Raw genomic sequence first — 15,400 nt, 5'->3', positions numbered from 1 at the left:
TGTTATTACCAGTAGAAGTATTGCATTGCGAACACCTGAGCGTCGCCGATTTCAGTGTCGCTGCCTACGCCAAAGCGGCTATCGAAAGCAGTCGCAAACGCGCCGTTGCCGTATTCATACCAAACGCCAGCATTGATGTAAGAGGTGATTTCTTTGTCGCCATTGTCACCGTCAAAGTTTGCGTAGTTGTAGGCTGCAGATAGGTAAACGCCTTGTGCCGCTTCGTACCATGCACTGGTTTGAATACCAGACTCGCTACCGAAAGACTCTTGGTTGCCTTTATCTGTATCGTGCCAAACACGAGTGGCGAAGTTTTTGTACTCAGCACCCAATAGCAATAGTTCACCACCATCGTTGTTACGAACTTCACCACCACCCATTAGGGTTAAGTCGTCGGTCAGATCGTATTGAAGGTAACCATTGACCATGGCGTTCTTATCTTTCCATTGGTCTGCGAAGCTGTCGTATTTACCGAAGTGAACAAGAGCATCGTCTTCAGAGAAGTCAGACTCTGGCGCGAAAGAAACGCTGTAGCGAAGCTTGCCTTCTAGGTTTTGAATCTTCACACCAAGGTGCACGTCTCGCGTGTTTGAGATCGCGTAGCCGTATTCAACCGTAGGGTCACCCCACCATTGAACGTCATCTAATGAAGAGTCCATGCGACCAATCATGAATTCTGTTTTGTTATCTGTGCGGTAGCCAGCGTAAAAGCGGTTGAAACCACCTTCAAAGCCGCCCCAGCCGTGGCCCGTTGCCCAAGCATTGCCTTCGTCGTCGGCTTGTACTGTCCAGCCTTCCATATAAGCAAGACCAAACCAATTACCGTGCTCGATAGCCAAGCCAGCTTCAATGTAAGTACCGTCTGCGTAGCGGCCTTTATCATCACCTTCGAGTGCCACGTGACCACCAAGGCCAAGCTCACCATAAAAGTTAAATAGGGTTTCAGTTTCTGTCTGAGGAGGCTGAGTATCACTGTGGTTTGCTGCGGACTCTTCCGCGTGGGCAGTGGTACTTAAGGCAGCAAGAATACAGCTTGTAATAAGAGTGTTTTTAGTAAAACTACTTTTCATTTTAATCACTTCTGTGTCGGGGTTATAAATGAAGGTACGCAAGTAGTTCTGACTTCTAATATTGGGTGCTCTTCAAGGCGTATTGGTCAGGTTACTTACGATCGCAAAACCAATATTAATGATAATTTTGATGTTTAAAATTAATTAAGTTTAAAAGTGTGATCTATTTTTAGTAAATATTTACTTTGTTTTTATTTTGACTTTCAGTTGAATTTGCAGAGGTATGGCTAGGGTTGTAAGTATTCGGGAGGTGAATTGTTTGATGGGTGGTTAGATTGTTGGTTCGAATGCTTTGATTCTTGAATGGCTTTGATTTAATCGAGATGGTTAGTGGAAATGTACCGACAAATAAAAAGGCACTCACCAAATGCGAGTGCCTGAAGTTTAAGTCAGAGTGCAGGGTAAACTAAGCGTTCGCCGGTTCAGGTTTTGCTTCTAGTTTTTTCTCTTCTGGAGATAAGCTTTTTTCATATTTGCCGTACTTCCACCACGCGTAGCCAAGGAAGATAACAATCCCGCCCACGTTGTAGAAGATGATGGTCATGATGTCAGCACCTGTTGGGAAGGTTGACGCAAAGAAGCCAACAGTGAAAATGCCGATCAGAATCGAGACCACGGTAATGCCTGTCATACGTGAGCCCATTCTGAAATCACGAGGTAAGTGATCCAACTTCAAACGTAAATTAAGGTACGCGATCATGATGAATAGCGGTGGCAACATCGATGCTGCAGCTGTCATGTTGATAATGGTACTCATCAGATCTTGAACCGTATCGGACGCCAGTGTCGGAATGAACATCAGTGGAATCACAATCAAGAACTGAATCCAAGCCGCACGCTCTGGAACGCCTTGTTTGTTTAGAGCGACCGTTTTCTCACCGAAGATACCTTTAGGGATTTCAGAGAAGAAAATCTTAACGGGTGTCGCTGTCCACATCAGCAGAGAGCCTAGCATCGCCGTGAATGAAACCACGCCCACAAAGCGATTCATTAGGATTTCAGACAACCCAAAGTGTCGTGCTAGCCCTTCGAATACCTGCACTGAGCCGCCAGTAAATTTAAGCTCTTCTCGCGACACAAACACGTTTGCTAGTACTGAACCCACCGAGTAAAGCGCACCAATGAAGATACCGGCAATGATGATCACTTTAACGAAAGACTTGTGACCACCTTTGATGTCGTTAACGTAAACCGCAACCGATTCTGCACCGCCTGCCGCCATGAATATCCAAGTGATTACGCCAAGGAATGCCCAGTTGAAGCTTGGTGTCATCGCTTCAATGGTGATTGGATCTGCTGGCTCGATACCACCGATCAAAGCACCGCCAGACAACAAGATGTAAGACATTGTTAGCAACAACATAAGCGACGAGGTTAGTGAGGTGATGGGGCCTAGTAGTTTCGCGCCATTGTTTGAAATGTGCGTAGCAATCGCAAACAAAATGGTACTGAGGATCGCCGTGGTGATTGGCGTGAATATGTACTCAAACCCTAAGAACGCATACGACGCATAAGCGATGATTCTAGGCAGCAGAGATGTGAAGAAGAAAAGGTTAACAAACCAGTAGGTATAAGCCGAAATAAACGCCCAGCGGCCGCCTAGAGAGCTTTTAACCCAAGAATAAACGCCCGCTTCAGAGTTTTTATTCAGTGACACAAACTCTGCGACGATCAAACAAAAAGGCACAAAGTAAAAGATGGTGGCTAGAAAGAACATCGGCGCCGAGGAAAGGCCTATCTCGATGTTGTTGTTAATGATGTTGTTGAAGCTGTATACCGCCGCGAAGGTCATAGACAGTAGGGCAAACTTGCCTATCGTACTGCGTTTATTTTCGGACATGATGTTCTCCGGTGAATCACGTTGATGATCGTTATAACTTGGTCCTAGAGAGGGAGGCTCTAGGCCGCACTTTTATTGTTATGTTGGTTTGGCAAACACCCGCTTTGTTTTGTCAGGGTTGGCTCATTGTTGTTTTTATAGATTTACGATCGGACTTCTTATCGCTTTTATTCCTTGATTTTCAGTAAAGTTATTACCAAAACAAAGAGTTAAAGGTTAAGAGGTTCATCAAAGAGATTGTTTGTTTCATGAACGACGATTTGTAAGGTTTGTAGGGGCTTTTTGTCGTTTTTAAATATGAACTCTTTCGTCTCTTCAGCAAGAAGATTAAAGATTAAGCGGCGGGAAGTTAATCAAAATTGATCAAATATGTGACCTTGAGTAAATAAATTTAGTTAATGTTTTACCTTTGTTTTTGTTCGAGTTTTATTGCGATTTAATTAACGTTTTTCGTGAAGTAAATCCTTGACGGAATGGCGTTTTTATTTTCGGGTGTTGGTTTTTAATTGTCTGATTTAAAACAAAAAAGCGCCATGACAGGCGCTTTTGAAATTGGTTCTAATGCTGCTAAGTATTACGATTGTTTAGCCGCTTCTAGCTTTGCATCTTTACCTGCTTGCTTCTTTTCAAAGCGAGAGATCCACCACCAAGCGATAGCTGAGAATACAGCCGTCATAAATACGTTGACGAAGAACGCTTGCATTAAGTCTACACCCGTTGGGAATGCTGATGCCGTCATGCTTACAACAAAGATACCGATAAGTACTGACACAACAGACATACCTTGAACTCGAGTACCCATGCGGAAGTCACGTGGGGTATCGTCATGCTTCAAGCGGAATACAAAGTACGCCACCATGATGAAGATAGGCGGTAACATTGCGGTACCTGCTGTTAGGTTGATTGCTGTGTTCATCATGTCTTGTACAGACTCAGAACCGAAGCCGTTAACCACTAGCATTAGGAATACGAAAGCGAATTGCCACCATGCTGCGCGAACAGGCACGCCGTGCTCGTTAAGCTCAGTCGTTTTCTCACCGTAAACACCTTTAGGGATTTCAGAGAAGTGAATTTTTACTGGCGCTGCTGTCCACATCATCATCGAACCGAACATAGCGACGAACAGAATGATACCGACGAAGCGACCCGTTAGAGATTGTGAAATGTCGAAGTAGTTCGCCATACCAGTGAAGATTTCAACCATGCCGCCAGCATAAGTTAATTCGTCACGAGCAACGAATACGTTCACTAATAGAGAACCGACTGCGTACATGATACCGATAGCGATACCCGCGCTGATGATCACCTTGATGAAAGACTTATGACCACCTTTAACATCGTTTAGGTAAGCGGCTGCGGTTTCTGCACCACCGGCTGCTTGGAAGATCCAACACATAATGCCTAACGTTGCCCAGTTGATGGTTGGTGTCATGGCTTCAAGCGTGATTGGCTCTACCGGCTCATGGTTACCACCGAGTGCCATCATTGCACCGATAACGTAAACCGCGAACAGTGCAAATACACCGTATGCAACGATCTCTGCAATTTTACCTAACCAGCTCGCACCTTTGGTCGAGATGTGTGTCGCTGCTGCAAACAGACCTATTGATATTGCCGAAGTCACTATCGGAGAGAAGGCGTACTCGTAGCCAAGCATCGCGTAAGACGCGTATGCGATAACGTTGGGCAGTAATGATACAAACCAAAATAGGTTCACGAACCAATATAGGAATGAACCTAAGTAGGCCGCTTTTGAACCCAGCGGTTGTTTAAGCCAGTCATACATGCCTGACTCAGAATTTTTATTTGCTGATACGAATTCAGCAATAATGAACACGAATGGAATGAAGTAAATAAGGGTGGCGAGCAAAAAGATAGGAGCAGAACTCAATCCCAATTCGATGTTGTTATTTACAATGTTGCGAACGTTAAATACCGCTGCAAATGTCATGGAGAGCAAGGCAAATTTACCTAACTTACCGCGTACAGATTCAGACATAGTGTCCTCCAAGGGTCACGTAATTATAGTCGTTATTTCTTTAGGCTTCCTTGTAGGGAAGAAGCGTAAAGGCGTTGTGCCGTGTGACTGAGCCTTGAACGGCAAGGCTCAGTACACACTGTGAATAGATCTTGTTGTTGTTTTCGTTTGTTTAGCTCCAGTTACTTACTTATTAAGGAAGTAACCGTCTTCGATAGTCACTTTTAGCACCACTTTACGAACTCGGTTATCACCGTGGAATCGGTAGGCTTTGCTGTTATCAAAGATCGCCACTTGGCCTTCAGCTAACTCGCAAGTCTCGCCGTTACCCATTAGGTGTTCGCGGTCAGTTTCATCGCTGTAAGCTTGGATTTGCTCTAGCTCTGACTTGGCTGCGAACTCGACGGTTTCACGACCTTCTAGGTAGTAATACACGTCGAAGTAACGACGGTTGCCAGTAAAGTTTTCGGTGTTACGAGCCACGCCGTCTTCAATCATGTAAGCCAGTGAGTCACCAATGGAATACATCACGCCATCTTTGATGTTGCCGATGTTTTCAATCGCTTCTACACAGCGTTGCCATTTACGACCGTCGCGGTAAACGACTTTAAATTGCTCTAGGTTGTCTAAAACGATCATCGCTTATGCCTCGTTCTGTTGTGGTTGAGCTTTCGGTGTATTCGCCGTAAAAAACTCATCGCCAAAGTTGTGATTGATTAGGTGCTGCGCGTCGCAATCGCCTGCTTGGAATGGAATCAGAGTTAAGCCGTAGCGGAACTCGTCCATGTAAACTCGGTAAGAGTCGAGCACTTCGCTGCCCCAAGAATTCGAGCCTAAGCCCATCACTTGGTGATCTAGGTTTAGCGTGATGTAACCGCTCTTCTCTAGCTCAATGGTGTGTTGTGCTTGGTGTAGGTTTTGGTTGGTGTAGAACCATGCGCTGAAGTTGATTTCTTGCTGTGGTTTTACTGCAATACCATTACCCGCGCGGCTTGAAAGCGCAGCCCAACGAACGTGTTGGCGGTTGCCGTTGTTTTGTGGGAACGGGTAGTTCTCGAACATGTCAGCCACGGTTGATTGGTAAACATCAATCATGTTGGCTTGTCTGCTGTCTTGGTAGTTCTCTTCAGGGCCGCGGCCGTAGTATTGAACTTGGTCGAAGTCGCCATTGATGCCCATATCGAAACCAATCACTGGAATCACATGTGGGTAATCACCGTAGCGCTCACCGCTTAGCTCAACGTTCAGTTGGCCTTCTGCACTGATTTGGTAGCGATATTCACAACGCATGCCGAAATCAAATACCGGTGGAGCAACGATGCTGGTGGTGGTGATCTCTACCTTGCCGTTAACTTGCTCAACGTTTAGCGTGCGGAAGTGCTCTTGCATGATCTGTAGGTGCGCAGGCTCCCAGTAACCATCGTGCTCTTGCTTGTGGTTATCGATCATTGGCTTGAAGAAGTTCAGCTTCGGCTCTGACTTAATCAGTTCTTCACCGTTCACTAACCATGACGTCAGTTTGCCGTTCACTTTCGAGAAGTTCAGAGCAAAGTTGTGGCCTTTGATTAGGTAGGCTAAGCGAGATTCTTCAACATTCAGTGCTGTCGCATTATTGTTAGTGAAGGCGTCAAGTTGTGCTGTGTTCTCTTTCACTTGGAACTGATAAACCGCAATGTCGTGGTTCGCTTCGCTGTATGAAGTACGAGAATCCTTACGAACTGTAAAGTTCACAAACACTTCACGCTCATCAAGCTCTGGCAAATTAAGCGTCAGTTCACGGCTAGAGTTCTCAGCCAGCTCTTCAACCTTGATATGCTGTACCGCAATGGTTTTACCCTCAGCACGGATTTCCGCAGTGATGGTGTAGTCATCGATGTTTGAGAACCAAAGCTTGTTGTCTACTGTGAAGGTGCCCGTTTGTGCATCGAAATCGCGAAGCTTCACTGGGGCAATCACTTGCTTGTACTCTTTCAAGCCTGGGCCTGGAGTTTGGTCTGGGTAGATCAAACCATCCATGCAGAAGTTGTAGTTATTCGGGTAGTCACCGTAGTCACCGCCGTACTTGTAGAACTCTGTGCCTGCTTCATCACGCGCCAGAATACCGTGATCACACCACTCCCAAACATAGTGACCTTGAATCGCGTCATGCTTGTAGAACACGTTTTGGTATTCAGTTAAACCGCCTGGGCCGTTACCCATTGCGTGTGCGTATTCACAGATGATGCGTGGCTTTTCGTGTGGGAACTCACCGAAGGCATTCATCAGTTGAGCACGTGAGTACATGGTTGAAATGATGTCGACCACTTCAGCATCACGGTCTTCTTCGTAGTGAACTAGACGCGTGTCATCAATCGCTTTTGCTGCATCGTACATAGAACGGATGTTGCAACCGTAGCCAGACTCATTACCCAGTGACCACATGATGATAGAAGGGTGGTTCTTTTGAGCGTGGATATGACGTTCGATACGCTCAACAAACACCGCTTCCCATGCAGCATCGTTAGTGATACGGCTTAGGTCACCAACGTTCGCAAAGCCATGTGTTTCGACATCAGTTTCGCCCATCACGAATAGGCCGTAGATGTCACACAGTTCGTAGAAGCGTGGGTCGTTCGGGTAGTGCGCCGTACGTACTGAGTTGATGTTGTGTTGCTTCATCAGTACTAAGTCTTTCTCTACGCGATCCATGCCAACAGCACGACCTTTCAGGTGGTCGTTGTCGTGACGGTTCACACCGTGCAGCATCACGTACTTGTTGTTGATGTAGAACAGACCATCGCGAACTTTAATATCACGGAAACCAACGCGTTGTGGAATCACTTCCAGTACCTTGCCGTCAGCGTCTTTCAGCGTAAGCAACAGTTGGTATAGGTAAGGGTTTTCAGCGTTCCATTGAACAGGGTTAACCACATCAATAGAGAATTGAGTATCTACATTGCCACTAGTCTTATGATTAGGGACGGCTAAGCTATCTACAGAGCCTTGCGAGATAACTTGGCTGCCATCAAGCAATGCGTACTCAAGGGTTGCGTTTACCGCTGCTGCTAGGTTTTCTAGTTCCACTTTGCACGACAGAGTAGCGCTTTGGTAAGCGTCGTCGAAGTCAGTACGAACGGTAACGTCTTGAACGTGCAGCTGTTCTTTGCCCACTAGGTAAACGTCACGGAAGATACCGCCCGTCCACCACATGTCTTGGTCTTCAATGTAGGTTGAGTCGGCCCATTGCATCACGCGAATAGAAAGTAGGTTGTTGCCTGCTTTTACGTGGTTAGAGATATCGAACTCAGCGGTGAGGCGGCTGCCTTTGCTGAAACCTACGTATTCGCCGTTTACGTAAACTTCGAAATAAGTTTCAACGCCATCAAATTTGATGATGGTTTGTTTCTCGTCCCAGCTTTCGCCAAGGAAGAAAGAGCGTTGGTATGCACCGGTTGGGTTGTCTGATGGTACGAAAGGCACATCAATTGGGAATGGGAAACCTTCATCTGTGTATTGAAGATCGCCGTGGCCTTCCATTTGCCACATGTTTGGAACCGTAATGTGGCCCCAGTCTTTCATTTCTTGAGAGTAGAACTCTTCAGGAACCAATAGTGGATTGGTGAAATAGCTGAAATTCCATTGGCCACTCAATAGTTGGAAGTGGCTGCTAAGTTCACGCTGAAACGTTTTTGCATTCTTTTCTGATGCGTATGAGAAGAAATATGCACGCGGTGCCATACGGTTCTCATGTAAATTCAGGAAGTTTTCCCAGTTGTTCACGTTGCCTCTCTCTCGGCCTAGATGCAATTTGCTGACCGACGTTCTTATGCGTAATTGGGTCGTAGTGAATACGAGTATTTTTGGACTGAGGTAATTATTAGTAAAACTTTTACTAAATGAAATTGGTGAAAACGTTTTACTTTAACTCCATCACGTTTTTTATGGTCTTTTTACAGTGCTGTGTGATCCACTTAAAAGAATGCTATTGGCTGTTTTATGAAGCAGGCTAAAGAGGTATGTATGTGTATATAGGCGTATGTGATGGGCACAAAAAAGGCCACCTTCAACAAAGGTAGCCTTAGTTTATCTGTTTGATATTTTTAACTATTTTGTCGTGTCACGCAGCTTTAATTTGCTTGGTACATAGACACGTAATGGGATAGTACGGCCGTCGCGTACTTTCTCAATCAACAGGTTAACGCCTTGAATTCCCATTAGTTCAGAGTGAATACGAACAGTCGATAAAGATGGGAAGGTAAATTTAGCTGTTGGGATGTCATTTACACTAATCAACGCAATATCTTCAGGAATGTTTAATCCGTGCTCATGAACGGCTCGTAAAACACCAATTGCGATGGAATCTGACGCAATAAACATGGCTTTAGGGTAGTCGCCCGTCGCTAGCATCTGTTTTGCAAGCTTATAACCTGAAGAACTAGAGAAGTCTCCACGATAGATGTCTTGCTCGCTGACAACATTCTTAAGGCTACCGTATTCAGCAAAGGCGACTTCGCGAATATCAGGAGTGTTGACGTTATCTTGTCCGCCAATAAAACCAATGCGTTGATAGCCTTGGTTGATAAAGAAGTTGGTGATCTCTTTGCTGATCAAAGCCAGGTCGATGTCGACAGAGTCATAAGGTTCAGAGTGATCAGTGAAATCGACATAACAGATATTATCGCTTAGCTTTTTGGCTTGTTCGATAACCTCCGGTGTCATTCTTCCCACCAACAATACACCAGTGATAGGCGCTGAATTTACGTGTATTTTACTTTCATAACAGTTGGTTAGTTTAACTTCCATCTTGTCACATTGGGTTTCAATCCCGTGGCGAATCGATAGATAGTAAGGGTCATTCACTTCAGCTTCTTGCTTGTAGTTATACAGCGCAAGGAAGTGATGATTTTGTTTTTTACTGCTAACGGCTTTTCGTGAGCTGCTGGTTTTGTATTCCAACTTCTCTGCAATTTCAAAGATACGCCTTTTGGTCTCTTCCTTGACGCTTAATGTTGGATCTTCATTGAGAACCCTTGAAACTGTAGCCAATGAAACATGTGCTTCAGTCGCGATATCTTTTAACGTTGCCATACTCACTTCCTGTTATTGGAACATTGCGCTGCTTTGAAATTGGTATTTAGTAAAAAAGCAATGCACCTCTTTATTCTACAGACCTATTGTAATCAAACTGGAAGTCATTGCATTAACTTTTAGTAAAATAAATGCTCAACTCCTCTATGATGTCTCAAATCTAACTATCTATAATTATCTTATTAAAATTCAATGAATTAGATGTATTTGTTTATAGGTTCTACCTATGTCACGTTCAGTAACAATGATATGAGCTAGTGTAAACGTTTACACTTCGTGGTTTTGATCACAGAATTATAGTCAAAATGGCTGCTACTATTTCTGGCATACGGTGCTACTGAGCTGAATATCAGTTCGAGTTAGTCCAAGAATGACGACAAAGAGAGGTTGATTGTGAAAGTACTGGTTACGGGCGGCATGGGTTACATCGGAAGTCATACATGTATTCAAATGATACAGGCGGGTATGGAGCCAATCATTGTTGATAACCTTTGCAACAGCAAAGAGCTAGTACTGGAGCGAATCGAATCATTGACCGGTAAGCGACCAACTTTTTATCTTGGCGACATTCGTGATCAATCTTTTCTAGATAGCGTTTTTTCAGAAAACGATATCCAAGCTGTGATTCACTTTGCTGGCCTGAAAGCGGTTGGGGAGTCGGTGTCCAAGCCTTTGGAGTACTACGATAACAACGTCAATGGATCATTGGTGTTAGCTCGCAGCATGAAGAAAGCGGGTGTGAAGAGCATTGTATTTAGCTCTTCGGCTACCGTTTACGGTGATCCAGAAGTAGTGCCAATTACTGAAAGCTCTCCAACGGGTGCAACAACTAATCCTTATGGTCGCAGTAAGTACATGGTCGAAGAATGTTTGAGTGATTTGTTCAACGCTGAGAACGATTGGAGTGTGACATTACTGCGTTACTTCAACCCAGTTGGCGCCCATCCATCGGGCACTATGGGTGAAGACCCACAAGGTATCCCAAATAATCTGATGCCGTTTATTGCTCAAGTAGCGGTAGGTCGCCGTGAAAAATTGGCTGTTTTTGGAAACGATTACCCAACAGTCGATGGCACAGGCGTTCGCGACTATATTCATGTTATGGATTTAGCGGACGGACACGTAGCCGCATTGAAAGCGGTGGGCGAGAAGGCGGGTTTACACATTTACAACCTAGGCACGGGCAAAGGCTCAAGCGTACTCGAGATGGTTGAAGCCTTCGCACAAGCATCGGGTAAGCCAGTTCCTTATGAACTTTGCCCACGCCGCGCTGGTGATATTGCTGAATGTTGGGCAAGCACTGAAAAAGCAGAGCGCGAGCTTGGCTGGAAGGCGACGCGTAGCGTGATGGAGATGACGGCAGATACGTGGAATTGGCAGTCGAATAACCCGAACGGCTATTCCCCTTCGTAATTGAAGCCGCAGCGTTGTTAGCTGTATCTCCGATTTCTTTGGGGAAAGCAGAGATGAGAAAAGCGAGATTCCAGATATCTCGTACCTCGATTCTGGAATGACGGATGAGCATAAGGCTATGAAGCGGTTGCCTTTGCACAAATAGCACAACGAGATCACACGTCATTCCCTACAGCGAGGAACGAGCGTGATAGGGAATCTCCTTGTAGAAGAATTATTCATCTTGGTTAATTGACCAAGACACAAAATTTGAGAGCAATCTAAACATGTCAAAAGTTGAATTTAACCCAGTAGACCATCCGCACCGTCGTTATAACCCATTAACGGGTCAGTGGATCTTGGTATCACCGCACCGAGCAAAGCGTCCTTGGAGTGGCCAAGATGAAAAACCATCGACTGCGCAGCTTCCTGCGTATGAGAAAGAGTGTTTCTTGTGCCCAACCAATACGCGTATTTCGGGCGATGAAAACCCAGATTACGACGGCACTTATGTATTCAGTAATGATTTCGCGGCGTTGATGCCTGACTCACCTGATGCTCCAGAGTCTGATAACCCTCTATTCAAGACTCAAGGTGTACGTGGGTTGAGCCGCGTGATCTGTTTCTCTCCGGACCACAGCAAAACGCTGCCGGAGCTTCCGGTAAACAAGATCCGTGGTGTTATCGATACCTGGAATGAACAGATTGAAGAGCTAGGTAAAGACTATCTGTGGGTTCAAGCGTTTGAAAACAAAGGTGAGACTATGGGCTGCTCTCAGCCACACCCACACGGTCAAATCTGGGCAAACAGCTTTTTACCCAACGAGATTGAACGCAAAGAAAAACTGTTAAAAGAGTACTTCGAACAACAAGGTTCTAATCTTTTAGTGGATTACGTTGAAGCTGAAATGAAAGACGGCTCTCGTACTGTGGTTGAAACCGAACATTGGATTGCTGTGGTGCCTTACTGGGCAGCGTGGCCATTTGAAACCATGTTGCTGCCAAAAACACACATCCGCCGTATGAGTGAACTGACTGACGAGCAGCGTGATGATTTAGCGTTTGCGATTAAGAAGCTGACGAGCCGTTACGACAACTTGTTCCAATGCTCATTCCCTTACTCAATGGGCTGGCACTATGCGCCGTTCTTCGAAGAAGGTACTGACATCGACCATTGGCAGCTACATGCGTTGTTCTACCCGCCACTGTTGCGCAGTGCTTCGGTTCGTAAATTCATGGTCGGCTACGAAATGTTGGCTGAGTCTCAGCGTGATTTAACCGCAGAACAAGCGGCGCAGCGTCTTCGTGATTTGAGTGACGTTCACTACAAAGAACAGTAATCGCCTGTTTCGTTGATAGTAAAACTAATCGATAACTCGGTTACTAAATAAAAGCGAGATTCCAGATTTCTCGTTCCTCGATTATGGAATGACGGCAGGTGAAAGGCCTATAAGTTAGGAGCTTAGAAGCTGATGTTGTCATTCCCTACCGTGAGAGACGAACGAGATAGGGAATCTAAAAGAATTAAAGTGGTGCCGTAAAGGGGCCATAACCAATTGAACAAAGAGTTTAACCAGAGAGTTTACTTATGTCTGACCTAATCCAAAACGTGAAAGCATCTTTTGAGCAAGTCCTTGGTTACCAAGCGACTCATATTATCCAAGCGCCAGGTCGTGTGAACCTGATCGGCGAGCACACTGACTACAACGATGGTTTTGTTCTACCGTGTGCCATTAACTACCAAACGGTAGTCGCAGCGGCTAAGCGTGACGACAACATCGTGCGCGTAGTATCAGTGGACTACGGAAATGCAGTAGATGAGTTCGACTTAACTCAAGAGATCACCTTCCAACAAGATAAGATGTGGGCTAACTACATTCGTGGTGTGGTGAAGTGCTTAAAAGGTCGTGGTTTTGAATTTACAGGTGCAGACATCTCTGTAACGGGCAACGTGCCTCAAGGTGCAGGTTTAAGTTCTTCTGCGGCACTGGAAGTGGTCATCGGTCAGACATTCAAGGTGCTTTACAACCTAGAGATCAGCCAAGCCGAAGTGGCGCTAAATGGTCAGCAAGCCGAAAACGAATTTGTGGGCTGTAATTGCGGCATCATGGACCAAATGATCTCTGCAGAAGGTCGCGCAAATCACGCGATGCTTTTGGATTGTCGTAGCCTAGAAACTCAAGCGGTTTCAATGCCAGAAGATATGGCTGTAGTTATCATCAACTCAAACAAGAAACGCGGCTTAGTCGACAGCGAATACAACACGCGTCGTGAACAGTGTGAAGAAGCGGCGCGCATCTTTGGTGTTCCTGCACTTCGTGATGTGACTATTGAACAATTCAAAGCGAAAGAGTCTGAGTTGGATGAAATGGTCGCGAAACGCGCTCGTCACGTGATCACTGAAAATGACCGTACCGTTGAAGCGGCTCAAGCTCTGCGTACTCATGATATGAAACGCATGGGTGAATTGATGGCTGAATCACATGCGTCAATGCGTGATGACTTTGAAATCACAGTCAAAGAAGTCGACACCTTAGTTGAGCTAGTAAAACACGTGATTGGTGATCAAGGTGGCGTGCGTATGACTGGCGGTGGTTTCGGTGGTTGTATTGTGGCATTGGTTCCACCTGCATTGGTTGATGAAATTAAAACAACCGTTGAGCAGAAATATCAAGCGGCGACGGGTCTAAAAGAATCTATTTATGTGTGCCAAGCGAAAGACGGAGCAGGCTTAGTTGAAGTAATCTAACCGCTTCGAGACTTAATATAGAGCTTACCAACTAAAAAGATCATGGTAGGCCAAATGCTAAAGCCTTTATTTCAGGTAGAGGCTTTTTACTGGCACTAGAAGGAATTTAGAATGACACAAGAGCAAAACCTGCATCAATCCATGACACAAACCCCAGCCTATGATGGCCAATCCGCTCAGTTAGTGACGCTATCAAATAAGCATGGCATGCAAGTGACATTCATGGACATTGGTGCAACATGGTTGAGCTGTATCCTGCCAGTAAAGGGAAATAAAAGAGAGGTTTTGTTGGGTGTTAACTCAATGGAGAACTTCGATAAACAAGCCAGCTATATGGGTACAACTGTTGGTCGTTATGCTAACCGAATAGCCAATGGTCGTTTCAAAATTGATGGTCAGAACTACAAGCTGGAAACCAACCAAGCGGGCAATACCTTACATGGTGGTCCGAACGGTTTTGATAAACGTCGTTGGAATATTGCCGAGCAGACTGATACATCTGTATCGTTTACTTTAGAGTCGGCTGATGGCGATCAAGGCTTTCCGGGGAATTTGAATGTGTCGGTGCGTTATGAACTCACCGAAGACAATCGAGTTTCCATTCATTACTCTGCGACCACAGACAAGCCAACCGTGGTCAATTTAACGAATCATGCGTACTTCAACCTACTTGGTGCAGAAGCCGGGCACGATTGTTTGTCACACATTGTGAGCATCAACGCCAATCAGTTCTTACCGACCAACTCGGTAGGAATTCCATTAGGCAATCTTAAATCGGTGAAATCGACCAGCTTCGACTTCAATCAGCCTATGATGATCTCAGAGCGTTTGTTGGGTGATGAACAGCAGAAAGCAGCAAAGGGTTACGACCACTCTTTCTTATTGGCTGACGGCTGCAAGCGCACTCAATGCGCTGCGACCGTAACGTCACCAGATGCGCTCGTCACACTAAAAGTATTTTCAACCAAACCTGCGATGCAGCTATACACCGGAAACTGGCTTGGTGGTACACCAAACCGAAGTGGTGGCAGCTATGAAGACTACGCTGGTTTGGCGTTAGAAACCCAGTTCTTACCTGACTCTCCTAACCACCCAGAGTGGAAGCAGGACAGTTGTATTCTCAAGCCTGAACAAGAATATAACTACCGTACCTGTTACCAGTTTGAATTTTCGGGGGATTCTTCAAACTAGTACGCTCTAGCTCAAAACGGTTATGCCAATTGCTTTTGTTTGTGAATAGAACGATGTGAGTTATCGCGTTGTTCTTGGGGGATGAGCAAAAGTGGCGCTCAACGAGTGTGTGA

General features: G+C 45.4%; 10 protein-coding genes. 4 read left to right on the top strand and 6 right to left on the bottom strand.

Annotation, left to right across the window (positions count from 1 at the left end; all coding sequences use genetic code 11):
* Window positions 1-5 precede the first annotated feature (5 nt).
* The 6 genes from ygjJ to ebgR form a co-directional block, all read right to left on the bottom strand.
* Complete coding sequence (gene ygjJ / locus M4S28_RS14060) at window positions 6-1,070, bottom strand: protein YgjJ (protein ID WP_004734431.1); 1,065 nt, start codon at window positions 1,068-1,070, stop codon at window positions 6-8.
* A gap of 406 nt (window positions 1,071-1,476) precedes the next feature.
* On the bottom strand, window positions 1,477-2,910 hold the full coding sequence (locus M4S28_RS14055; RefSeq protein WP_017080740.1) for an amino acid permease: 1,434 nt from the start codon (window positions 2,908-2,910) through the stop codon (window positions 1,477-1,479).
* A gap of 574 nt (window positions 2,911-3,484) precedes the next feature.
* Window positions 3,485-4,909 (bottom strand): amino acid permease, encoded by a 1,425-nt coding sequence (locus M4S28_RS14050; protein ID WP_004734429.1) that lies wholly within the window; start codon window positions 4,907-4,909, stop codon window positions 3,485-3,487.
* A gap of 165 nt (window positions 4,910-5,074) precedes the next feature.
* On the bottom strand, window positions 5,075-5,527 hold the full coding sequence (locus M4S28_RS14045) for a beta-galactosidase subunit beta (protein WP_249631984.1): 453 nt from the start codon (window positions 5,525-5,527) through the stop codon (window positions 5,075-5,077).
* A gap of 3 nt (window positions 5,528-5,530) precedes the next feature.
* Window positions 5,531-8,647: a beta-galactosidase subunit alpha gene (gene ebgA, locus M4S28_RS14040; protein WP_249631983.1), complete on the bottom strand. Its 3,117-nt coding sequence runs from the start codon at window positions 8,645-8,647 to the stop codon at window positions 5,531-5,533.
* A 324-nt stretch (window positions 8,648-8,971) separates the two neighbouring features.
* Window positions 8,972-9,955, bottom strand: a complete 984-nt coding sequence (gene ebgR / locus M4S28_RS14035; RefSeq protein WP_017060801.1) for a transcriptional regulator EbgR — start codon at window positions 9,953-9,955, stop codon at window positions 8,972-8,974.
* Window positions 9,956-10,348: 393 nt separating this feature from the next.
* Between ebgR and galE the strand changes: the two genes are divergently transcribed.
* The 4 genes from galE (at window position 10,349) to galM (ending at window position 15,287) form a co-directional block, all read left to right on the top strand.
* Window positions 10,349-11,368, top strand: a complete 1,020-nt coding sequence (gene galE / locus M4S28_RS14030; RefSeq protein ID WP_249631982.1) for a UDP-glucose 4-epimerase GalE — start codon at window positions 10,349-10,351, stop codon at window positions 11,366-11,368.
* Between the two features lie 266 nt (window positions 11,369-11,634).
* Window positions 11,635-12,687, top strand: a complete 1,053-nt coding sequence (locus tag M4S28_RS14025; RefSeq protein ID WP_249631981.1) for a UDP-glucose--hexose-1-phosphate uridylyltransferase — start codon at window positions 11,635-11,637, stop codon at window positions 12,685-12,687.
* A 248-nt stretch (window positions 12,688-12,935) separates the two neighbouring features.
* Window positions 12,936-14,096, top strand: a complete 1,161-nt coding sequence (gene galK, locus M4S28_RS14020) for a galactokinase (RefSeq protein ID WP_004734423.1) — start codon at window positions 12,936-12,938, stop codon at window positions 14,094-14,096.
* Between the two features lie 111 nt (window positions 14,097-14,207).
* Window positions 14,208-15,287: a galactose-1-epimerase gene (galM, locus tag M4S28_RS14015; RefSeq protein ID WP_249631980.1), complete on the top strand. Its 1,080-nt coding sequence runs from the start codon at window positions 14,208-14,210 to the stop codon at window positions 15,285-15,287.
* Window positions 15,288-15,400: the final 113 nt, after the last annotated feature.

Origin of the sequence: Vibrio sp. J383, assembly GCF_023503985.1 — a bacterium.
Lineage (GTDB): Bacteria > Pseudomonadota > Gammaproteobacteria > Enterobacterales > Vibrionaceae > Vibrio > Vibrio splendidus.
Note: the sequence above shows the minus strand (reverse complement) of the source record. Positions and strands in the feature narration are given on the sequence as shown.

Excerpts from the sequence above, each read along its gene's own strand:
- ygjJ (WP_004734431.1), bottom strand. The coding sequence starts at position 1,070 with ATGAAAAGTAGTTTTACTAAAAACACTCTTATTACAAGCTGTATTCTT.
- M4S28_RS14055 (WP_017080740.1), bottom strand. The coding sequence starts at position 2,910 with ATGTCCGAAAATAAACGCAGTACGATAGGCAAGTTTGCCCTACTGTCT.
- M4S28_RS14050 (WP_004734429.1), bottom strand. The coding sequence starts at position 4,909 with ATGTCTGAATCTGTACGCGGTAAGTTAGGTAAATTTGCCTTGCTCTCC.
- M4S28_RS14045 (WP_249631984.1), bottom strand. The coding sequence starts at position 5,527 with ATGATCGTTTTAGACAACCTAGAGCAATTTAAAGTCGTTTACCGCGAC.
- ebgR (WP_017060801.1), bottom strand. The coding sequence starts at position 9,955 with ATGGCAACGTTAAAAGATATCGCGACTGAAGCACATGTTTCATTGGCT.
- M4S28_RS14025 (WP_249631981.1), top strand. The coding sequence starts at position 11,635 with ATGTCAAAAGTTGAATTTAACCCAGTAGACCATCCGCACCGTCGTTAT.
- galK (WP_004734423.1), top strand. The coding sequence starts at position 12,936 with ATGTCTGACCTAATCCAAAACGTGAAAGCATCTTTTGAGCAAGTCCTT.
- galM (WP_249631980.1), top strand. The coding sequence starts at position 14,208 with ATGACACAAGAGCAAAACCTGCATCAATCCATGACACAAACCCCAGCC.